Genomic DNA, 20,437 nt, shown 5'->3' on the forward strand with positions numbered 1-20,437 from the left:
GGGGGTGACACTGCGGCGGCTGTAGGCCTCGTCGGGGCCTCTGCTGAGGTTGTCGAGCTGGCTGGAGACGGCCTTGTCGGCGACTGCCGCGGCGACCGCTGCGGGGTCTGCCGCCCTTCCCGTGGAGGTGCCGGGGTCCTGTGCGGGGGTGGCTCCGGGTGGGGCGGCGCTGACGGGGAAGGCTTGCAGCGTCATGGTCGCGGCCGTGGCCAGGCCGGCGACCGCCGCGAGTAAGGCTTTGCGTTTCACGCTGTGGTGCTCCTTTCGGCGAGCTCCCTTCGGGCCGTTGCCGCTTTGGGCGCGCGCCGGCCACCACGCCGTCAGGGGTGTCCTGGGGCGCGGGGGTGAAGGGGGGTCGGGGGGGTGATAAAGGGTGACGGATACAGCAAGCGAACCGTTTCGCCTTGTTGCCGCCAGACGCTAAGCGTTGGTTGACTGCGCGAAAATACGTATGTTCATCGGTAGGCATACCGACATTTCTGTTACCGCTGGTCACACCCATCCACGTGCCAGAATCGGCCGTCATGCCGGACAATCGGGCAGGGAAAGTCCGGCATTCCGGACCCGCTGAAGGGCGAATCAGCCCGCGGCGACCGGCTCGGCGACGCCCGATCAGGGCGGCGGCGTCACCGCTGTTCGGCGGGACCGGAACGTGCGTCGGCGCACCCGTGATCCCCGTCTAACCGGCACCGGACGGAAACGTCACGCCCAGGATGCATGCGGCACGGGCCGGCTGTTCGGTACGGTCCGGGTGTTCAGTACGGTTCGGGGGCCAGACAGCTTCCGCTCTCATGGACCTGGTCCTTCGGCGGCGGCTCGACGGACACGTCGTCGCCCCAGTCGGTGAAGTCGATCTCGGTCACCCTGTTCCTGGGCACGCCCTCCTCGGCCAAGGGGTTGGGCGCGACGAGACGGACCCGGCGGGGAAGCCCGTCCGGCCCGACCCACAACTGCCACGACACCCGTGCCGAGCCGTACTGCTCCCGCAGCACTGCCGCCATGGCGGGGTCGTCGCCCGGGGCCGGGATGCTGAACTCGGTCTGCGCGGCGCTTCCGGCATGGACGACGGTGGCGACCCCGTCGATGACTCCGCCGGAGGAGGGCGCAGGCGCCGCGAGCTTGTTCAGCACCTCGGGTGACAGGACCGTCCGTGCGCCGAGTACCCCGGCCATGCGCGCCGCCATCCCGCAGTCGGGGCTGCCGTGGTGCAGCCAGCTCTTGCCGGCGGGAACGTCCCTGCGGTCGGCTCGCTGCTCGTAGGTGCCGGAGCCGCCGACGGAGATCGCCCTGGTCGTCATGCCGGACAGGTCGTCCGGGATGAGGTGCTTCAGGTCTTCGGGGATGTTGGTCCGGCGGAAGGTCGTGGTCAGGTCGGAGGCGGCCGTGCCGAGGCGCAGGATTCCGGTGGTCCGGCTCTCGTCGTACTCGCCGATGTCGACCGACACGAGCAGGTCTCCCGCCGCCCGGGGCGCTTGGCCGTAGGTCAGCCGGACGACCTTGGTGACCTTGACCCCGGCCCCGTCCTTCGCCTGCTGGGCCACCGCCTCGGCGGGCGTCCGGGCCGCCGTCGCGTCCTGCCCGCCGCATCCGGCCGTCAGGGTGAGCACGAGCAGCGTCGGCGCGATCCTCGGTAAGGGCACCCGATGATCATAGGAGAAGGCGGGATCGGTGTGGCCGGCGCGGCGAGGCAACCTGACCGCGCCGGCACCGCGTCAGTACGTGTGTGCCAGACAGGAAGCTCTTCGACGACTTCGTGGCCTCACGGTCCGACCGGTTACTGCGGACGGCGTACCTGCTGACCCGCGACTGGGGAACGGCCGAGGACCTGCTCCAGGAGTGCCTGGCCAAGGCGTGGTTCGCCTGGCCCCGCATCGAGGAGCCCGAGGCGTACGTGCGGCGGGCGCTCGTGACGACCTGCACCTCGTGGTGGCGGCGCCGATGGCGCGGCGAGGTGCCGAGCGGCACGCTGCCCGACCCGGGCACGCCCGACGCCGAGCGGTCCGGGCGCGAGGAGCTGTGGGAGGCGGTGGGAAGGCTGCCCGCCAAGCAGCGCGCGGTGATCGTGCTGCGGTTCTACGAGGACCTGTCGGTGCAGGAGGTGGCCAGGATCCTCGGCTGCCATGACGGCACGGTCAAGAGCCAGACCGCCAAGGCGCTGGCCAAGCTGCGCGTGGACGAGTCGATCGTGAAGGAGTACCGATGAGCGTGCAGGACCTGCGTGAGATGTTGCGGGAGCGGGCCGAGGGCCCCGCGCCCGCGGTCCCGGACCGCCACGAGCTCGTCCGCCGCCGCGTGCGGCGTACCTGGCGGCGCAGGGTCCTGGCATCCGCCACAGCGACGGTGGCAGCGACGGTGGCGGCGGGCGCGGCCGTGCTCTCCCTGCTGCCCGGAGGCGCCGTGACGCGGCACGAGCCCGCGACCTCGGCCTCCGCCCCCGCCCGGGAGCTGCCGCAACGGTTCACCGCCCACGACGGCACCGGCTACCGGCGGCTGGCGACGGCGACGCTCAGGACGGACGGCGCGCGGAGGACGTCGGTCACGATCCCGGTCACCGGCAGGCCGCTGGACGTGGCCGCGCTGTGCGACGGCTCGTTCGGCGCCACGGCGCCGCGGATCTCCGTGGCGGGCCGCGCCGCCGGCGCATCCCCGCCCTTCTCCCCCTGCCTGAAGGGCATGGAGCTGGTCCCGCTGCCGGTGCCCGCGGGGGCCGGCCAGGTCACGGTGACGTTCGACACGACCACCAGGGGCGGGGGGTGCACGCGCCAGGAGAAGGGGGCGCCGTGCGTGACCCCGGAGCCCGTCAAGGCGGTCTGGAGCCTGGCCGTCTACGAATGGACGCCTCCCGCGCGGCCGGTCGACCCCGGGCCGCTCAGAGCCTTCCCCAAGCGGCCGGCGGGCTGGGAGCTGGCCGGCGCGACGCCGGACCGGCTCTGGCCGCAGGACGGGACGGCCACGGTCACGGTCCGGGGCGAGGGCGGCAGGATGGGCCTGGAGGCGCTGTGCGCCGGTGACCTGGCCAGGCGGATGTGGTTCACCTACCGGGTCGAGGGCGGCGAGGAGGGGACGGTCACCTGCGGCCAGTGGACGAGCGGCCCGTACCCGATGGCGATGACCGAGCTGGCCGTGCCGGAGGGCAGGCGGGTCACCGTCACCGTCCGGGCGGGCATCTGGGGCCAGGACGCCAACCGCCCGGTCCGCTGGGCCGTGGCCGTCTACCGCAGGCGCTCCTGAACGTCGCCGCGCGGGTGACCCGGGCGCCGGCAGGCAGCTCCTTCCGGCGCCCGGGTCAGCCCGAGGACTGCGACGGGCCGAGATCGTTGCAGAAGCACGCGTCGGTGATCAAGTCGTGGCAGCCTATCCATGCGTGCTCGCGCGTATCTGCCGAATGTCCAGACTCGTCATCCGTCCTTCGACGCCGGCGCGCGTCACCCGGCCCCCTCCGCCGCTGGCTATCCTGTGGCAGGTCGAGCCGGGCACGGCTCCCCCACCACGAGCCCACCGGAAGGCGACGACCGACCGTGACAGCCCCCCAGCGCCGCCGCGCCCGGCCGGCCACGACGGTGGCGGCGCACGCGGTCCCGGCCCTGCTGACGGTGATCGTCCTGGTGGGCTCGCGGCAGCTGGGCGCGGCCTGGTGGCAGGTCCTGGCGGCGGCGGGCGCCGCCGTCCTGCTCCATGCCGGAGCGGCGGTGGCCGGCCGGCGGCCGTGGGCGGGGTACGCGATCGGCGCGGCGGCCATGCTCGTCCTGGTGCTGACGCCCTTCCCGGGATGGTCGCTGAGCATGCTGCCCTCGGCGGTGTGCTTCCCCTTCGCCTTGTGGCGGCTGACCGGCCTGGTCCCGGTCAGCTCCTCGGTGCCGGCGTTGGCGGTCGCGGCGCTCGGGATCGTCCTGACCGAGCTGGTGGGATGGGCCCGCCTGCCCGCCGACCCGGTGTGGGCCCGCCTGGTCGAGGGCGGGCTGCTGATGCTCGTGGTCGGCGGTGTGTGGCTCGCGGCCCTGCTGGTACGGCGCAGGCAGCAGGCCGCCCGGCGGGCCGAGGCCGGACGGCTGGCCGCGGCGGTCGCCGGCGAACGGGCCGGCATCCGCCGCGACCTGCACGACGTGATCGCCCACACGGTCACCGTCATGGTCGCGCGGATCGAGGCCGCGGCGGTGACGACGGCCGACGCGGCGACCCGGCGCGAACTCGCCGGCATCGCCGAGACCGGCCGGGACGCCCACCAGGGGCTGCGCGCGATGCTGGCCACCTTGGGCCCGTCCGCCGCGCCGCGCGCCCGATCCCGGCCCGGCCACGTCCCGATCTCGCTCGACGTGCTGCCCGACCTGGTGGCCTCGGCGGCCAGCCCGCTGCACGCGGTGACGCTGGCGGAGGCGGGTGAGCGACGGCCGCTGAGCCTCAGCGCCGAGGTCGCGGCGGTCCGGACCGTGCAGGAGGGCGTCACCAACGCGCTGCGCCACCTCCAGCCGCCCGTCGCGGTGAGCGTCAGCCTGCGCTGGAGCCCGGCCGAGCTGGTGGTGGAGGTCCGCGACGACGGCGGCGCCGCGCCGCGCCGCGCCGCCGGCCAGGGGACCGGCCTGCTGGGGATCAAGGAACGGGTGCGCACCGCGGGCGGCACCCTGTCGATCGACGACGGGGACGACGGATGGGTGCTGCGGGCGCGGCTGCCCACGAAGGAGGGGGCATGAACGCGATCCAGGTCATGCTCGTCGACGATCAGGAGCTGCTGCGGGCCTCGCTGCGCACGGTCCTGTCGGCCGACGAACGCATCGAGGTCACCCACGACGTCGCCGACGGCGGCCAGGCGATCGAGGTCGTCCGGCGGCACCGCCTGGACGTGGTGCTGATGGACATCCGCATGCCGCGCCTGGACGGCGTGGCCGCCACGGCGGAGATCGTCCGGATCGCTCCGGCGACCCGGGTGCTCATGCTGACGACGTTCGACGACGACGAACTGGTCGTGGCGGCCGTCCGGGCCGGCGCCAGCGGCTACCTGACCAAGGACGTGCGGCCCGCCGCCCTGGCCCAGGCGGTGTGCGACGTCGCGTCCGGCACGGCGGCGCTGGCCCCGGGGGTGGCCGCGACGATCCTCGACCTCCTGCGGCAGACGCCGATGCGCCGCACGGCGGCCCTGGACGGCCTCACCCCGCGCGAGGTCGAGATCTTCGGCCTGCTGGCCCGCGGCAGGTCCAACGCCGAGATCCGCGCGGAGCTGGTGCTGAGCGAGAACACGGTGAAGTCGCACGTGCGGGCCGTCCTGCAGAAGCTGGGCCTGCGCGACCGGGTGCACGCGGTGATCCACGCCTACGAGAACGGGCTCGTGGGCCGCGACGATCTGCCCGGCTGAGATTCCACCCTTCAGGGCGGCGCCGACCTCACCCCTTGGGGTGATGCCGGGCCGATGGGGGCCGCCCTAGGTTCGACGTCGTGCTCCTGCCTCCTCCACGCCTTCCTCGCGTGACCCCCTGGCTCGTCCTGGCCGCCGTCGTGGCTGCCGTGCTGCTCGGCTGGACGGCGCCGGCCCGTGCCGCCGGCGAGCGGCTGGTCGACGACTACCGTTCCGTCTTCGGCACGCCGGGGGTCGCGGCGGCCGTGATCGACGGGTCGTCGGTCCAGACGATCGTCCGCGGCCGGGACGGGAACGGCGAGGCGGTGACGGCCCGGACCCGGTTCCGGATCGCATCGATGAGCAAGTCGATGACGGCTACGGCGATCATGTTGCTGGCCGACCGCGACCGTGTCCTGCTGGACGAGCCGGTCGTCAGGTACCTGCCCGACTTCAGGATGGCCGATCCCCGCTTCACCGCCATCACCGTGCGCCAGCTCCTCAGCCACACCTCGGGACTGTCGAACAGCACCGACGCCGAGTACGTGTTCCCCCCTCCGCGCGGCACGCGGGCGACGGTGGCCGGGCTGGCCGGCAAGACCCTGGCGGCCGCCCCTGGCACCCGCTGGGAGTACCACAACACCAACTACTCGATCGCGGCCAGGATCGTCGAAGCGGTGTCGGGCCTGCCCTTCGACGCCTTCCTGCGCGCCGAGCTGTTCACGCCGCTGGGGATGACCGCGACCAGTACGACGCCGGGGTGTTCCGATCGGGTCCCGGGCCTGCCGTCCGGGTTCGAGGTCGTGCTCGGGGTGGCGGTCGCGGTGCCGGAGATGCCGGGCAACTGCGTCGGCAACGGCGGGGTGGTCTCGACGCTGGAGGACATGGTGCGGTGGCTGCGTTTCAACCAGGGCACCTCGGGGGCGGGCCTGCTGAGCGCCTCCTCCCTGGCCGAGCTGCACACCGTCCAGCCCGAAGCCGGCGGCTACGCCCTGGGCTGGCGGTCGCGTCCCGTCTCGGCGGGCGCCGCGCCGTCGCTGGTCGGCCACGGCGGGACGCTGGCGACCTGGACCGGCGACATGGTCTTCTCCCCCGGCACCGGTGTGGCCGCCCTCGTCCTGACCAACAGCGGCGGCGACCCCGGCCTGCTCTCGGTGAACCTGCTCGCCGAGCGGATCGGCGCGCCCGCGACGCCGATGAGCAACCCGCTCACCGTCGTCAACGCGGTCCTGCTCGGGCTGACGGCGGCGATGGCCGCGCTGCTGGTCACGGTGGTGGTGCGGGCGCGCCGCTGGGCTCGGCGGCGTCGCGCGGCGCGCCGCCCGCTGCTGGTGCTGCGGCTCGTTCCCCTCGCCCTGGTGACGGTGCTGGGGGCGGCGCTGCCGACGCTGGTGTGGGGGGAGTTCAGTCTCCAGAACTGGATCGTCACCGCCTGGCTGCTGCCGCTGCTGGCGCTGTTCTGCCTCATCTGCTGCGTGCTCGGGGCGGTCGCCCTCGGCCGCCGCCTGCGGTGCCTGCGCCGTGACGGCAGGCAGCCCGTCCAGCTCTCCGGCGCCGCCCCGGCGGAACGTACCGGCGTGTAGGGACGGGACGGCGACCGGGCGCCGTCAGGGCCGGTAGCCGATGTGGCGCAACAGCGCCCGCAACCGGTGCTCGATCTGCGCGGCGGTCACGTCGTCGGCCTGCTGGAGCAGGACGAACCCGATCGAGCCGGCCAGGATGTCCTGGACGACGCCGGGGTCGGTGCCCGCCGGAAGGTGACCGGCCTCGACGGCCCGCTGCGCGACCTGCGCCACGGCGTTCAGCCGTGGCCGCAGGTAACGCTCGGTGTAGGCGGCCACCAGCTTCGGGTAGTCGACCGAGGCGCCGATGACGCGGGCCATCAGCGCCCGGAAGCGGGGACGGCTGAGCAGCTCGGCGGCGGAGCGCACCAGTTCGTCGATCGACTGCCCGGCCGGGGCGGCGTCGATGTCGGGAGCGCGGGCGTGCTCCAGGGCGGCCATCAACAGGTCCTCCTTAGCCCGCCAGCGCCGGTAGACGGTCAGCTTCGCCACGCCGGCGCGCTGGGCGACCGCTTCCATGCTGGTGCCCGCCGCGCCGCGTTCGATCAACAGATCCAGCGCCGCCTCCAGGATGGCGGCGTCGTTCTCCGGGTCGCGGGGACGGCCGTGGCGTTCTACGCCGGCCACAGCACCTGGTTCAGCCATGTGGTCAGTCTGTCGGGTGCCGGACGGCCACGCCAACCGATGTGCCCGTCGGGGCGGATCAGCGTCACGTCGGACGAGGTGGGCTCCACCAGGGTGAGCGCGCCGACCAGGTCGGCGCCCAGTCGCGCCGCGGCCGCCTCGGCGTGGCGGGCGGCGACGAGCTGATCGGCGGCGAGCACGACCCAGCGTCCGCGGACGGCGGCGTGCAGGGTGGTGCGGACGCCGTCCGGCCGCCGGCAGGTCAGGTCGGGCATCCGGTCGCCGGGACGCAGCCCGGGTCTCCACCGGTGCTCGGCCGGGGCCAGCGGTCCTCCTCGGTAGCTGATGCCGAGCTGGGAGGCGGCCAGCCACAGCCGGCGCTGCACGGCGGGCAGCCGCACGACCGGCAGGACGACGTTGTCGCGCAGCAGGCGTTTCCACGGGGCGTTCGGCAGCATGATGTCCACGGCGGTGCTGGTGGCGCGCAGGACCTTGCGGGCCAGCGGCCGGCGTTCGCCTTCGTAGGTGTCCAGCAGCCGCCGGTCGGCGCGACCGCGGGCGACCAGCACCAGCTTCCAGGCCAGGTTCTCCGCGTCGCCCAGCCCGGTGTTCTGTCCCTGGCCGCCGGTGGGGCTCTGGATGTGCGCGGCGTCGCCGGCCAGCAGGATCCGGCCACGCCGGTAGGCGTCGGCCAGCCGGCGGTGGATGCGGAACTCCGAGGCCCAGCGGACGTCGGTGACCGTGTCGAGGCCGATCCCGCTGCGGCGGGAGAACTCGCTCAGCACCCGGTCGCCGATCTCGCGTTCGGACAGCTGGTCCGGCAGCTGCGAGGGTGGTTCGGTGAACACCCGCCAGGTGTCGTCGGGCAGCGCGGTGACCGACAGCATGTGACCGGCTTCCATCCAGGTCGTGCTGCCGTTGCTGTCCAGCGGCCACCGGGCCCGCACGTCGACCATCAGCAGGCGTTCGAGGAGCTTGCGGCCCGGGAAGCCGATGCCGGCGAGTTTGCGTACGGTGCTGTGCGCGCCGTCGCAGCCGATCAGCCAGTGGGCGTGGATCGGGCGCCGGTCGCCGTCGGCCGTCGCGACGGTGGCGGTGACGCCGGTGTCGTCCTGCCGGGCCGCGACCAGGCGTGTGTCCCACTCCACCTGGCCGCCCAGTTCGGCCAGACGTCGCCGCAGCGTGCCCTCGACCTCGGCCTGCGAGATCAGCAGCGTCTGTTTCGGCTGGTCGGCGACGGCTTGGCCGACGTGGAGGCGCAGCACGGTGCGCGAGCCCTCGTTGTAGGACATGTTGAGCGAGGGCCGGGAGCGCTGAGGCAGGTCGCCGAGCGCGCCGATGCGTTCCAGGACCTCGATGCCGCGTGCTTGCAGACCGAGGGCGCGGGAGGTGGTGGCGGGGGCGGGGGCGGCGTCGACGACGCGGACGGGGATGTCGTGCAGGGCCAGGTGGACGGCCAGGGCCAGCCCGGTGGGGCCGGCGCCCGCGATGAGCACGGTGTCAGTCACTTAGTAAACGATACGGTACCGATTACTAAGTCCGGCATCCTGTCGGGACGATTTGTGCGAACCATCACATTGATCACGAAGTGCGTGTGACAGAAGTGAGCCGGTGATAGTCAAGATCACAACATTGGGCAATCGAAAGGATCTTCGTGCGAGCACGCAAGCTGGCGACCCTCCTGGCCGGCGCGACCCTGACCGCCGCCACCACGCTGGCGGCCACCGCCGCCCCGGCCGGCGCGGCCGGACCCTGCGGCAGCGGCTACACCCGGGTCGGCGTCTACAACATCGGCATCGAGAAGTACGGGTACCGTACCGGCATCCTGGAGGTCTACTACAGCTCCGCCTCCGGCAAGAACTGCGCACTCACCTACGGCGACGGCCCCTACGCCAACACCACGAGCTGGAAGGGCGTCGTGATCTCCAGGGGCGACGGCAGCGGCAAGGACAGCGACGCCGGAAACTACCAGTACTACGCCGGCCCCGTGTACGTCTCGGCCGCCGGACAGTGCATCGACGTCGAGGGCATCTCACCGTCGTGGACGAGCGTCAAGCTCAACAACGTGCACTGCGGCTGAGACCCCCGACCGACGGGCCCGCCGTGAAGAGCCCGCACCCCAGGGGCGAGGGCACTGGCGTGCACCACGGGCTCTGACGGCTCAGTGCGTCGTCACCGATGTCCGCGCCGACGACGCACTGAGCACCGACTGCTCGAACGAAGGCATGACCGCGGGCGCTGAGCGCACGTCGAACCAGGCCGCCACGATCCGGCCCCGCGGCATCGCCGTCACCAGGCGTCCGGGGAGCCGTTCAGGAGGGCTTGCCCGAGCGGCGTCAGGGCGTGCAGCACCGAGCTGCCCGTCCGGACGGTCGAGATGAGCCCGGCGTTGCGCAGGACCGCGGTGTGCTGGCTGGCCGAACCGAGGGAGACACCGACACGTCCGGCCACGAACGTGGTGGTGGCCGGGCTGCGCAACGCGGCCAGCACCGCCGCACGGGTACGGCCCAGCAAGGGCACCAGCACCTCGTCCGCGCCGGCGGACCGTCCCGTGACGCAGATCGGATACACCAGCACCGTGGCCGCGTCCGGCCGGTACATCACCATCGGGCGGGGCGCGAAGTAGGACGGGATCAACAGCAGCCCCCGCCCGCACAGCGCGACGTCGTGATCGCCGTCAACCGGGATGTGCAGGGTCGGCGGCCGCCAACGGCACCCGGGATGCAGCGTGGCCAGCAGGGCGTCCACCCCGCCCCGCAGCAGGGTCTCCGCGCGCAGCGCACGGTCGGCGCCGGCCTCCGTCTGGATCTGCGACCACAAGGGCTCCACCGACGAGCCGAAGAAGCCGCGCAGGTCGTCGGCGAGGGTCTGGCGCGCCCCGCGGCTGCCGCCGGCCAGTTCCCGCGCCCAGCGCCCCGCCCGCTGGGCGGGCGACAACGCGCCCAGATCGGCCGCCAGGTAGGAGCTCGGCGTCTGACTGGCCAGCTCGACGCCGGCGGCGAAGTCACCGGCGTCCGGCTGGAGCAGGAACGCCGGCACCGAACTCCGCGGCGGAACCAGGGGCGCCAGCACCCCCGCCCGCTCGGCCAGACTCCCGCCCACCTGCCGGAACAACCGGCGCACTCCGGGGCGCGTCCAGCTCCTGCTCGCCGGCGCGCCCAGCAGCAGGCGCACGCTCAGCACCGTCTCCCACAGGGCGTTGGGACCCGGGGCGAAGGTGATCTTGCGCAGGTCGGCGTCGGAGAAATGCACACGGATCATGACGCGGATTCGACCACGCCGAGATCGCGCGCGCTAGGCGGTCGCACGCGACCGGGCCTCGGCGGCCCAGTGAGGAGCGTTCCACCGGTCGGCGACGGTGGCGGCCAGGGCGAAGTGGGCCGCGGCCTCGGCACGCCCCAGGAAGACGGCCAGCTCACCCAAGGTGTGGGCCACCGGACGCAACGCCATCGACAGGCTCTCCGCACCCGCCGGAGGGCCGTCGCGGTACGGAAGCAGCACCTCGTAGATCTCCTCGGCGCCGTCCCGGTCATCCAAGGCCATGACGGCCATCGCGCGCAACGTGGCAAGGAACGTGAAGAAGAAATCCCGACGAATCGGGCCAGGTGGCGTGCGGACCTCCCGCGCCTCGGCATCCAGCCCATTGGCGTGAAGCGCGAGCGCCAGCAGATCCGACACCATGGAACCCAGCACCGCGTGCAGAGCACGCACCTCCTCCAGACGCCCACCCAGCGTGCCCTCGTTCACCCAGATCGTCGCCAGAGCCAGCTCGAGAAAACCCGTCGCATGCACCGACCCGATACGCCGCATGCCCTCACCGGCCTCCACATACAGAGCCTCGGCATCGGCGAACCGGCCCTCGATGAGCGCCAGCCCCGCCAACGTGATCTCCGCGACGGCGATCGCCTCACGCATCCGATACGCACGCGCAAGCTCCAGAGCCTCCCCGATCACCCGGCGCATCGTCACAGGATCATTGGCCGCAGCGGCGACACCCGCATGATTGAGCAACCCGGAGACACGATAGACCGGCAGATCATGCTCAACCCCGATCTCCACCAACTCCCGGCACAACCCCGCATCACCCAGGACCTCGGCCAGAATCTCCAGCGCCGCCGCCCGCAACCGCGGCTCCGTGGCCAGATCGAGCGCCTCCCGAGCCGCCTCCACAACACTCGGATCATCCTCACCGACCAGCTCCTGCGCGTACGCCGACAACAGCCGCGACCGCACCGCAGGAGCCAGCTCACGCTCCAACAGACCACTCAGACGCTCCACGACAGGACGATCCACCGTGCCGTACGTACGAGCCTGCCAAGGAGTCGGCTCCGTCCACGCCGCGAACGCCGCGATCATCAGATCCGCACGCCCCAACGACTCCGCGAACTCCACGGCGGCCCGCCGCGTCTCACGGGCCGCAGCCACGGCCCCCGCCCGGATCTGCGCACGCAACAACCTGCCCAGCAGCTCCACCCGCTCCTCCGGCCCGGCCGAAAGAGCGACCGCGTCAGCAAGAAGATCAGCCGCCACATCATGGGCAAAACGGGCCTCCGCCAGCTCAGCGGCCCGCACACAGTACCCGACCGCCTTCGGCGAACCCGCGCGCGCAAAATGATGGGCCAACGCCGCCACGTCATCGCCCCCCTCAAGAGCGGCGGCGATCCGGCCATGCATCCGGGTGGCACGCAACCTGCTCAGGTCCGCGATCAGCGCGTCCCTCACCAGAGCATGCACAAAACGGACGACGCCCGGACCAGGCTCGTCGAGAAGCCCGGCGATGACACCCGCCTCCAACGCGTCCAACACCCCGTCCTCGTCCGTGTCAGCAGCCTTGACCAGGACGTCCACCGAACTCTCCCGACCCGCCACCGCAGCCAGCCGCAGGACCGACACCCCACCCTCCGGCAACCGCGCGAGCCGGCGGCGCAGCACGTCCCGAACCCCCTCGGGAACCTCCGACAACGCCACCAGCGCACCCTCACCACTCAGCAGCCGAGCACTCTCCCGCACATAGAACGGGTTCCCACCGGTACGCTCCGCGATCCCCGCGACGGTCTCGTCATCGGCCTCGCACTCAGCCCGCACCAGCCGCGCCACGGCCTCCTCGTCCAACCCCGGCAACGCCACCCGGAGGGGCGCCGCCCGCGCGAGGGAAGCCAGCGCCTCACCGAGACGCCCGCCCTCGTCCGCACGGTACGCCCCCACCACCAGAATCGGCGCCCGCAGCCCCAGACAACCGCCGAGCAGCTCCAGCGTGGCGGCATCCGCCCAATGCAGATCGTCCAAAACGACGGCGACCGGACGCTCCGCCGCCACCACCGCAAGCCACTCCCACACGGCCCGCCGCAGCCGGAACCGCCCAGCGGTGGCGTCGGCGTCCCCCGGCCCGGCATCGGCCAGCAGCGGCGCCAGATCGCGCGCGAACTCCCCCGGAGACGCCGACGCGGCGACGGCCCCCAGCACCTCCGTCCAGGCCCACGCCGGCGGCGCACCGTCGACCTCGGAGCAACGGCCGACGGCCACCAACCACCCCTCACGCTCGAGCCGCCTGCCGAAATGATCCAGCAACGTCGACTTGCCGAGCCCCGCCTCGCCGGTGACAAGAGCGACACGGGCGCCGCCGGCCGCGGCCTCGGCGGCGACCGCGAGCAGCGCCGACAGCTGCGCCTCACGTCCGACGAACGACGCCCCGACAACCGGATCCGCTCCCCCGGCAGCAGCCACCTGCGGCAACGGGGCTGTCGGCACAGGCGGCACAGGCGGGACGGCCGGCACAGGCACAGCCGCGCGCAGGACATCCATCCGCCGGGTGAGAATCGCCTCCTCCAGCTCCACCAGCTCAGGACCGGGATCAAGCCCCAGCTCCTCGGCGAGAACACCACGCGCACGACGCAGCGTCGCCAGCGCATCCGCCTGACGGCCACTGCTCCACAACGCCAAGGCGTGCAACCGCCACCCCTCCTCACGAAGAGGCTCCTCGCGGGTGAGCCGCTCGGCCTCGGCAACCACCACAGCGGGATCACCGACACGCAGCCCCGCCGCCACATGCAGCTCGGCAGCCACCGAACGCAGCTCGTCCAGCCGCGCCGTCTCGGCCGCGGCCCACGGCTCGTCCGCGACCTCGGCGAACGCCGGCCCCTGCCACAACCCCAGCGCCTCACCGAGCAGAGCCCGCGCGGCACGCCCATCGACGTCCGCACGCGCCCGGCCCAGCAGCTCCTCGAACCGCCACGCGTCCACCGCCCCCGACGGCAACCGCAACGCATACCCCGGCGCCGCGCTCACCAGCAACCGGGCCGGCGTGCGCGGCGGACGCCCCGGCTCCAGCAACCGCCGCAAATTGGACACGTACGCCTGCAACGACAACAACGCCCGAGCAGGCGGCTCCCCACGCCACAGATCCTCGATCATCCGGTCGACCGGCACGACCCGCCCCCGCGCCGCCACCAGCAACGCCAGCACACCCCGCTGCCGCGGCCCGCCCAGCGGCACCGCCTCGCCGTCAACCTCGGCCGCAAGAGCACCCAAAACCCGGATAAAAACCATGATCTGGACATCGTATGCGGACGTCCCAAAAGACCCCCAAACCCTTCCACCCCCACGAACAGACCGAACCACAGGCGCCAACCACGGGAACATTCGTCCAAGACCACCGGCCGGCCGCCCCTGCACAGTCTCCCCATGAGCGAAAACGACACAGAGCACCCGCAACGCATACACGTGGTCCACGACGGCCCACGACAGGCACCGCCATTGCTGCTCATCCACGGATCAGGGGCCTCCGGCGGCTTCTGGACCCCAGTGGTCCCGGCGCTCGCCCGCCACCACCACGTCATCCGGATCGACCTGCCAGGCTGCGGCCAGTCCCCGCCCCCGCCGTCGTACGACGTGCCCGCCCAGGCGGACCAGATGGCCGCCCTGCTCGACGACCACGGGCTTCGCCACGTCGCCGTGGCCGGCCACTCCAGCGGCGGCTACGTCGCCACCGCCCTCGCCGAGCAACGCCCCGACCTCGTCGCCTCGCTCTCATTGATCAGCAGCGGCCCGAGCCCGGACGCACTCCTCCGGCAGCCGTTCATCCTTCGGGCGCTGCTGGCCCCGCCATTGGGCCCGCTCATCTGGCCGAGACGTTCGGCGGCGATGATCCGCAAGGGAATCAGCGCCACGGCCGTCCGCCCGGTGAACCTCCCGGACGACGTCGTCGCCGACGTACAGGGCATCACCTACCGCACGATGCGGACGGTGCTGCGCCAGAACACCGCCTACATCGCCGAACGAAGCGTGCCCGAACGCCTGACCGCCCTCCAGATCCCCGTACAGGTGATCTTCGGCGCCGCCGACCCCCGCTGGCAGCCGTCCTCGGCACACCGGTACGACACGGTGCCCGACGCCCGCGTCGAACTGCTGCCCGGCGTCGGGCACCTGCCCATGCTGGAAGCACCCGACACGGTCGGCGAACTGCTGCTGAGCTTCACAGCAACGAGGCCGCCGACCACCCGTAGCGCCTGATGCGCAGAGCACGAACAAGCGGGCCGCGGCCGTCTTCCGGGCGAATCACGCGGCGTTTTCGTCGATGAGTACGGGCGAAGCCCGTGCCTTTGAAGGACTCCTGTTTGTGAACCAGCCCAGCGCCTTTACATTGTAGATCACATCTGGTGCCAGTTCTCTGCTGCGTGCCCCACCCCGGGGTGGGGCCGTCGGCGCGGGGGTGTGCCGCCGTACTCCGGGTGGTGCTCGAAGTGCCACCACTCGTTGTCGAACATGCGGTAGAGGTCGTAGCGGGCGCCGTGCTCCTCCAGCCAGCGCGCGCCCTCGTGCGGACGCACGTCCAGGGCGATGCCCCTGACGTGGTTGGACTCCGTCGGCGGCAGGACCAGCATGCGCGCCAGGGCCGGGGAACCGGTGCGGCGCACCTCCTCGTCGAACATCCGGAGCTGCACGAGTGGATCCCGGTATCCGGAAGTCAGGCCGAGGAGCTGGCCGTGACGCCAGAGCGCCTCGGTGCGTGCCGCGGTGAACGCCGCCAGGGCGCCGTCGGTGAGCCCGGTGAGGTCCTCGGCGGGGAACCGCATCCGTAACGCCCACTGGCAGGCCAGCTCGCGGGCCCGGCCGGGGCGGCGGACGAGCGCCGCCGGCAGCAGGAGCACCGCGAGCACCAGCGTCACCACGGCGAACAGCCGATCTCGGGGCCGAGCTGGGATGGTGCGTGGTTCGTTCATGACGAACTACGATTGGCGCCGAATGTGAGTAGGTCGTCTGCCGAATGTCACCGTTTGTCGACGGCCACCACGCCCGGCACCACCGTGACACAACGATGACAGGGCGCTGACCAGACGGGGACATGCCCGGCCCACAGTGGACGGAGTTGACCGGCGAGCGAGCTTACGGAGCGTGCTGTGGTACTCGGCGGCGTGTCGCGAGTGTTGTTGATCGAGGATGACCCGGCCGTGCGGGAGGGCCTTGAACTGGCCCTGACCCGCCACGGGCATCGGGTGGGCGCCGTGGAGTCCGGCGAGGAGGGGCTGGAACGGCTGCGCGCCGACCGTCCCGACGTCGTCGTGCTCGATCTGATGTTGCCCGGCATGAACGGGTTCGAGGTCTGCCGCCGCATCCGGGCCATCGGCGAGGTGCCGATCATCATGCTGACCGCCCGCGGCGACGACATCGACGTGGTGGCGGGGCTGGAGGCGGGCGCCGACGACTACGTGGTCAAACCGGTGCAGCCCAGGGTGCTCGAAGCGCGCATCCGCGCCGTGCTCCGGCGGATCGGCCGCGACCAGGCGGAACTGGAGCGGCACGGTGAGCTGACCATCGATCGGGCCGGGCTGGTGGTCACCAAGCGCGGCGCCCCGATCGGGCTCACCCCGGCCGAGCTGCGCCTGCTGCTGGAGCTCTCCGGCACGCCGGGCCGGGTGCACAGCCGCCAGCAACTGCTGGACTCGGTGTGGGAGCACGGGTACTTCGGCGACTCGCGGCTGGTGGACGCCTGCGTGCAGCGGCTGCGCGCCAAGATCGAGGACGACTCGGCCTCCCCCGTCTACGTGCAGACGGTGCGGGGGTTCGGTTACCGGTTCGGGCCGGTGTGAGCCCGGCGGTGACGTCCGGGCCGAACCTGGGGCTGCGCGCCCGGCTGTTGTTCGCGTTCGCGCTGCTGTGCGTGGTCACCACGGCGGCGGTGACCGGCGCGCTCTACGTCCAGGCCCGCACCGACATCCTGCAGCGGGCCCAGGATGCCGCGCTGCAGGCGACGAGAGCACGCATGGAGGCGCTCTTCCCGTTGCGCACCCCGGCTCCGGACCGGACGGAGCTCGGCAGGATCGCCGCCACCATGGCCGAACGGAACAACTACGCGATCGCCGTCTACCGCGAGCTGTACGCCCAGGCGGGCCCGCCGTCCGGGCCGCCGCCGGGCCTGATGGGCAACCAGCCGCCGGGCGGCGGGAGGGGCGAGGGGCACGAGCCGTCCCTGGAGCCCGAGGACCTCAGGCCCCAGACCCTCTCCGTGAGCCTGCGGCGTAAGGTGGCCGAAGGCGAGATGGCCTGGCAACGGGTCGTGCGGCGAGGCAGGCCCTTCCTGATCATCGGCGCGCCGTTGCTGATCGCCGAGGGCGACCGGTGGCGGGTGTCCGGCATCGAGGTCTACACCACCCGCAGCCTGCTTCCCGAACAGGACAGCATCGACTGGCTCGCCACCCGCGCCTGGCTGAGCGGCGCGGCGGCCATGGCGTTCGCGGTCATCGTGGCGTTGCTGGCGACCCGCAGCGTGCTGCGCCCGGTGCGCGAACTCGGCCGGGCGGCCCGCCTGCTGGGCCAGGGCGAGCTGCGGACCAGGGTCGAGGTGCGCGGCTCCGACGAGCTGGCCGACGTGGCGCGGACCTTCAACGACACCGCCGCGGAGCTGGAACGGCACGTCATGCAGCTGCGTGAGATGGAGGCCGACGCCCGCCGGTTCGTGGCCGACGTCTCGCACGAGCTGCGCACCCCCCTGGCCGCGCTCGCCGCCGTCGCCGAGGTCCTCGACGACGAGGCGGCCGAGCTGCCCGAGCCCGCCGGCCGGGCGGCCAAGCTGGTCAGCCAGGAGACGCTCAACCTCACCGCGCTGGTGAACGACCTCATCGAGATCAGCAGGTTCGACTCCGGCGTCGCCGCGCTGTCGCTGAACGAGGTGGACGTGGCCGAGCTGGTCCCCGCGACCCTGCGCGTCCGGGGCTGGACGGACGCGGTGCGCACCGAGCTGCCCCCCTCGCTGACGGCGAGGCTGGACCCGCGCCGCGTGGACGTCATCCTCGCCAACCTGGTAGGCAACGCCCTGCGGCACGGCGAGCCGCCGGTGTCGGTGCGGTTGTCCGCCGACCCGCACTGGATCACCGTCGAGGTCCGCGACCACGGGCCGGGCCTGGACGAGGCGGTGCTGCCGCACGCGTTCGACCGATTCTACAAGGCCAGCGCGGCCCGGGCCAGATCCGAGGGCAGCGGCCTGGGCCTGGCCATCGCGCTGGAGAACGCGCGCCTGCACCGGGGCGACCTCACCGTCGTCAACGCCCCGGACGGCGGCGCGCTCTTCACGCTGCGCCTGCCACGCAGGGCCCCCGAGCAGGACGGGGCAGCCGGGTGAGGGCCGCACTCCCCCGCCGCGCGCTCGCCGCCTGCCTGGTAGCGCTGGTCGCGGGCTGCGGCGTGCGGCCCAGCGACGCCATCTCCGCCGGCGAGCCGCCGCGGGGGTCCGTCGCGCTGACCACGACGATCGTGCTCTACCTGGTGAAGGACGGGCGGCTCAGCGCCGTGACCCGGCCGAGCGCCCGTCCGCTGTTCCTGACCGAGCGGCTCGCGCTGCTGGCGGCCGGGCCCACGGCGGAGGAGCGGGCGTTCGGGCTCAGCACCGAGGTGCCGCCGGAAGCCGAGCCGTTCGTGGTGACCGTCAAGGCGCGCGGCCGCATGGTGCTGACCCCGTCGGCTCCGGGCGGTGATCTGTCCTCCCTGGCCGTGCAGCAGATCGTGTGCACGGCCGCCGCGTTGCCGGACAGCCCTGCCCGCATCGCCGTCGCCGGGGCGCGGACGGGCGTGGACCCCCGCGACTGCCCGGCCTGACCGCCGGCGTCCGGGACCTCCTCAGAGGCTGTCGCGGACGTAGTTCGCCGCCTCTGTCCTGTTGCGGACGCCGATCTTGGCGAAGGCGTTGTTGATGTGCGTCTTCACCGTCGTCTCGGCGATGACCAGGGTGGCCGCGATCTCGCCGTTGTTCAGCCCCCTGGCGATCAGCCGCAGCACCTCCACCTCCCTGGCCGTGAGCCCGTCCGGCAGGTGCGTGACCGGCTCGGGCCCCTGCCGCGCCAGCGCCTGGACCAGCCGCCTGGAGACCGGCTCGGCGAACGTCGACTGGCCCGAGGCGGCCGAGCGCAGCGCCGCGGCGATCTCGGCCCGGCCCGCGTCCTTGGTGAGGTAGCCGCGGGCCCCCGCCAGCAGCGCCGAGGTGATCGATCGGTCGTCGTCGTAGGTGGTGAGCACCAGCACGGCGACGTCCGGGTGGTCGCGGGTGATGCGCCGGGTCGCCTCCACGCCGTCCATGACCGGCATGCGCAGGTCCATCAGCACGACGTCCGGGCGTTCGGCCGCGACCAGGGGCAGCGCCTCCTCGCCGTTGGCGGCCTCGCCCACCACCTCGGCGCCGTCCATCAGCGAGATGAGCGCCACCAGGCCCTCGCGCATGATCTGCTGGTCGTCGACCACCACCACCCTCATCCGGGCACCTCCGCTCGCACCAGCCAGTCGTCGCCGTCCGGGCCCGCGTCGAGGGTCCCGCCGATCAGGGCCAGCCGCTCCCGCATGCCCGTCAGGCCGTGCCCTGGCGGGCCCGCCTGCGGCGCGCCGAGCGGGTTGCGGACGGTCAGGGTGACCATGGTGGCGGTGTAGGCGAGGGTCAGCGAGACCGGGGCGCCCGGGGCGTGCCTGGCGGCGTTGGTGAGCGCTTCGCGTGCCGTACGCAGCAAGCCCACCTCGACCGCGGGGGCGACCGGGCGGGAGACGCCGGCGGTGCGCATCGAGAGGTCGGCGCAGTGGTCGCGGCGGTGCGCGTCGGCCAGCGTCGACAGGGCCTCGGGCAGCGGCGGGACGTCCTCGCGGAGGGCGGCCACGGCCGCGCGGGCCTCGATCAGGCCGTCGGTGGCCAGCCGCAGCGAGCGCCTGACCCGCTCCGCGGCGCCCTGCACGTCGCCCTTGTCGGTGAGCAGCACGTCGGCCACCTCCAGCTGGACGCGGAGCGCGCCGAGGGAGTGGGCCAGCACGTCGTGCAGTTCGCGGGCGATCCTGGCGCGCTCGTCGAGCGCGACCGCCCTGGCCCGGTCGAGGCTGCCCTGCCGGTACTGGCGCCGGTGCAGCGCGAACATCAGCGCGCTCACCAGCACGGCGGCCAGCGCCGCGGTCGAGGCGGGGGTCCGCCCGAGCAGCGCCATGCCGCCGGCCATGAGCGCCAGGTCCACCGCCGCGACGCCGAGGATCACCCAGACGGGCGGCGTCAGGTGCGCCGCGAACAGCATCAGCTCGGCGAAGAGGAAGATCACCCCTTCGGTGTCGCCGGGCCCGACGGTCACCGCCGCCAGGACCGTCCCGGCGGCCAGCAGGGTGAGGGCCACCCGGTGGGCGCGCCGGTCGAGCACGACGAACCCCAGCCAGCAGGCGAGCGACCCGCCCAGCGCCGTCCACACCAGGACGGGCTTGGTGGCGGGCGTCGCCGTGGCCAGGGTCAGGACGAGCAGCAGCGTGATCACGTAGCGGATCAGCCGCCCCGTCTCAGGATCGTCCGCCGACAGCAGCCGGCGGACGTTCTCCCACACCTAGGGACTGTACGGAGTTGAGATCAGAGGGATTGCCTGCGGTATGGCCGGTCGCCCTGGTAGGCCATCGAACATGGCGCGTGGAGACCTCACCG

The 20,437-nt window shown here is 72.9% G+C and carries 19 protein-coding genes; 10 read left to right on the forward strand and 9 right to left on the reverse strand.

All coding sequences use genetic code 11. The annotated features are described in order from the left end of the window. Both ACFYYW_RS48930 and ACFYYW_RS48935 read right to left on the reverse strand, forming a co-directional pair. Positions 1 to 249 (reverse strand): hypothetical protein (locus ACFYYW_RS48930; protein ID WP_387661450.1); only part of this gene is annotated, 249 nt, incomplete at its 3' end. 506 nt (positions 250 to 755) lie between these two features. Then, positions 756 to 1,640 carry a hypothetical protein gene (locus ACFYYW_RS48935; RefSeq protein WP_387661453.1) on the reverse strand — a complete coding sequence of 295 codons (885 nt, stop codon included), beginning with the start codon at positions 1,638 to 1,640 and terminating at the stop codon, positions 756 to 758. An 83-nt stretch (positions 1,641 to 1,723) separates the two neighbouring features. On the opposite strand from ACFYYW_RS48935, the gene ACFYYW_RS48940 reads away from it, so the two are divergent. The 5 genes from ACFYYW_RS48940 (at position 1,724) to ACFYYW_RS48960 (ending at position 6,909) form a co-directional block, all read left to right on the forward strand. Then, positions 1,724 to 2,203 (forward strand): SigE family RNA polymerase sigma factor, encoded by a 480-nt coding sequence (locus ACFYYW_RS48940; RefSeq protein ID WP_387661456.1) that lies wholly within the window; start codon positions 1,724 to 1,726, stop codon positions 2,201 to 2,203. Next, on the forward strand, positions 2,200 to 3,231 hold the full coding sequence (locus ACFYYW_RS48945; protein WP_387661459.1) for a hypothetical protein: 1,032 nt from the start codon (positions 2,200 to 2,202) through the stop codon (positions 3,229 to 3,231). The genes ACFYYW_RS48940 and ACFYYW_RS48945 overlap by 4 nt, the downstream gene beginning before the upstream one ends. Before the next feature lie 287 nt (positions 3,232 to 3,518). Beyond that, a complete protein-coding gene (locus ACFYYW_RS48950) occupies positions 3,519 to 4,688 on the forward strand; it encodes a sensor histidine kinase (protein ID WP_387661462.1) in 1,170 nt (389 codons plus the stop codon). Further along, the gene (locus ACFYYW_RS48955; protein ID WP_387661465.1) at positions 4,685 to 5,347 is read left to right on the forward strand and encodes a response regulator; all 663 of its coding nucleotides are present in this window, start codon (positions 4,685 to 4,687) and stop codon (positions 5,345 to 5,347) included. Before ACFYYW_RS48950 ends, ACFYYW_RS48955 begins: the two co-directional genes overlap by 4 nt. Before the next feature lie 110 nt (positions 5,348 to 5,457). After that, positions 5,458 to 6,909: a serine hydrolase domain-containing protein gene (locus ACFYYW_RS48960; protein ID WP_387661468.1), complete on the forward strand. Its 1,452-nt coding sequence runs from the start codon at positions 5,458 to 5,460 to the stop codon at positions 6,907 to 6,909. A 24-nt stretch (positions 6,910 to 6,933) separates the two neighbouring features. On the opposite strand, the gene ACFYYW_RS48965 is transcribed toward ACFYYW_RS48960, so the two are convergent. Continuing rightward, a complete protein-coding gene (locus tag ACFYYW_RS48965; protein ID WP_387661471.1) occupies positions 6,934 to 7,533 on the reverse strand; it encodes a TetR/AcrR family transcriptional regulator in 600 nt (199 codons plus the stop codon). Further along, entirely contained in the window at positions 7,503 to 9,020 is a 1,518-nt protein-coding gene (locus tag ACFYYW_RS48970) for an FAD-dependent monooxygenase (protein ID WP_387661474.1), read from the reverse strand. Before ACFYYW_RS48970 ends, ACFYYW_RS48965 begins: the two co-directional genes overlap by 31 nt. A gap of 146 nt (positions 9,021 to 9,166) precedes the next feature. Between ACFYYW_RS48970 and ACFYYW_RS48975 the strand changes: the two genes are divergently transcribed. Next, positions 9,167 to 9,592, forward strand: a complete 426-nt coding sequence (locus tag ACFYYW_RS48975) for a spore-associated protein A (protein ID WP_387661477.1) — start codon at positions 9,167 to 9,169, stop codon at positions 9,590 to 9,592. Between the two features lie 209 nt (positions 9,593 to 9,801). Here the strand turns inward: ACFYYW_RS48975 and ACFYYW_RS48980 are convergent, their stop codons facing one another. Together ACFYYW_RS48980 and ACFYYW_RS48985 are read right to left on the reverse strand one after the other, a co-directional pair. Continuing rightward, entirely contained in the window at positions 9,802 to 10,773 is a 972-nt protein-coding gene (locus ACFYYW_RS48980) for an ArsR family transcriptional regulator (protein ID WP_387661480.1), read from the reverse strand. A gap of 33 nt (positions 10,774 to 10,806) precedes the next feature. Next, positions 10,807 to 14,058 (reverse strand): BTAD domain-containing putative transcriptional regulator, encoded by a 3,252-nt coding sequence (locus ACFYYW_RS48985; RefSeq protein WP_387661483.1) that lies wholly within the window; start codon positions 14,056 to 14,058, stop codon positions 10,807 to 10,809. A gap of 135 nt (positions 14,059 to 14,193) precedes the next feature. On the opposite strand from ACFYYW_RS48985, the gene ACFYYW_RS48990 reads away from it, so the two are divergent. Continuing rightward, positions 14,194 to 15,021 (forward strand): alpha/beta fold hydrolase, encoded by an 828-nt coding sequence (locus ACFYYW_RS48990; RefSeq protein ID WP_387661486.1) that lies wholly within the window; start codon positions 14,194 to 14,196, stop codon positions 15,019 to 15,021. Between the two features lie 137 nt (positions 15,022 to 15,158). Here ACFYYW_RS48990 and vanY-N read toward each other — a convergent pair whose 3' ends face one another. After that, positions 15,159 to 15,731 carry a D,D-peptidase/D,D-carboxypeptidase VanY-N gene (gene vanY-N / locus ACFYYW_RS48995; RefSeq protein WP_364420528.1) on the reverse strand — a complete coding sequence of 191 codons (573 nt, stop codon included), beginning with the start codon at positions 15,729 to 15,731 and terminating at the stop codon, positions 15,159 to 15,161. Between the two features lie 192 nt (positions 15,732 to 15,923). Here vanY-N and ACFYYW_RS49000 point away from each other — a divergent pair, with 192 nt between their 5' ends. Genes ACFYYW_RS49000 through ACFYYW_RS49010 form a run of 3 tightly spaced genes read left to right on the forward strand, consistent with a single transcriptional unit; the run spans position 15,924 to position 18,600 of the window. Then, positions 15,924 to 16,598 carry a response regulator transcription factor gene (locus ACFYYW_RS49000; RefSeq protein WP_358302179.1) on the forward strand — a complete coding sequence of 225 codons (675 nt, stop codon included), beginning with the start codon at positions 15,924 to 15,926 and terminating at the stop codon, positions 16,596 to 16,598. Between the two features lie 8 nt (positions 16,599 to 16,606). Further along, the gene (locus tag ACFYYW_RS49005; RefSeq protein WP_387661490.1) at positions 16,607 to 18,127 is read left to right on the forward strand and encodes an ATP-binding protein; all 1,521 of its coding nucleotides are present in this window, start codon (positions 16,607 to 16,609) and stop codon (positions 18,125 to 18,127) included. Continuing rightward, entirely contained in the window at positions 18,124 to 18,600 is a 477-nt protein-coding gene (locus ACFYYW_RS49010) for a hypothetical protein (RefSeq protein WP_387661493.1), read from the forward strand. The genes ACFYYW_RS49005 and ACFYYW_RS49010 overlap by 4 nt, the downstream gene beginning before the upstream one ends. 21 nt (positions 18,601 to 18,621) lie before the next feature. On the opposite strand, the gene ACFYYW_RS49015 is transcribed toward ACFYYW_RS49010, so the two are convergent. Next, positions 18,622 to 19,251 (reverse strand): response regulator, encoded by a 630-nt coding sequence (locus tag ACFYYW_RS49015; protein ID WP_387661496.1) that lies wholly within the window; start codon positions 19,249 to 19,251, stop codon positions 18,622 to 18,624. After that, positions 19,248 to 20,342, reverse strand: a complete 1,095-nt coding sequence (locus ACFYYW_RS49020) for a sensor histidine kinase (protein WP_387661499.1) — start codon at positions 20,340 to 20,342, stop codon at positions 19,248 to 19,250. Before ACFYYW_RS49020 ends, ACFYYW_RS49015 begins: the two co-directional genes overlap by 4 nt. Between the last annotated feature and the right edge of the window lie 95 nt (positions 20,343 to 20,437).

The organism is Nonomuraea sp. NPDC001831 (genome assembly GCF_042892035.1).
In the GTDB taxonomy this organism is placed as follows: Bacteria; Actinomycetota; Actinomycetes; order Streptosporangiales; family Streptosporangiaceae; genus Nonomuraea.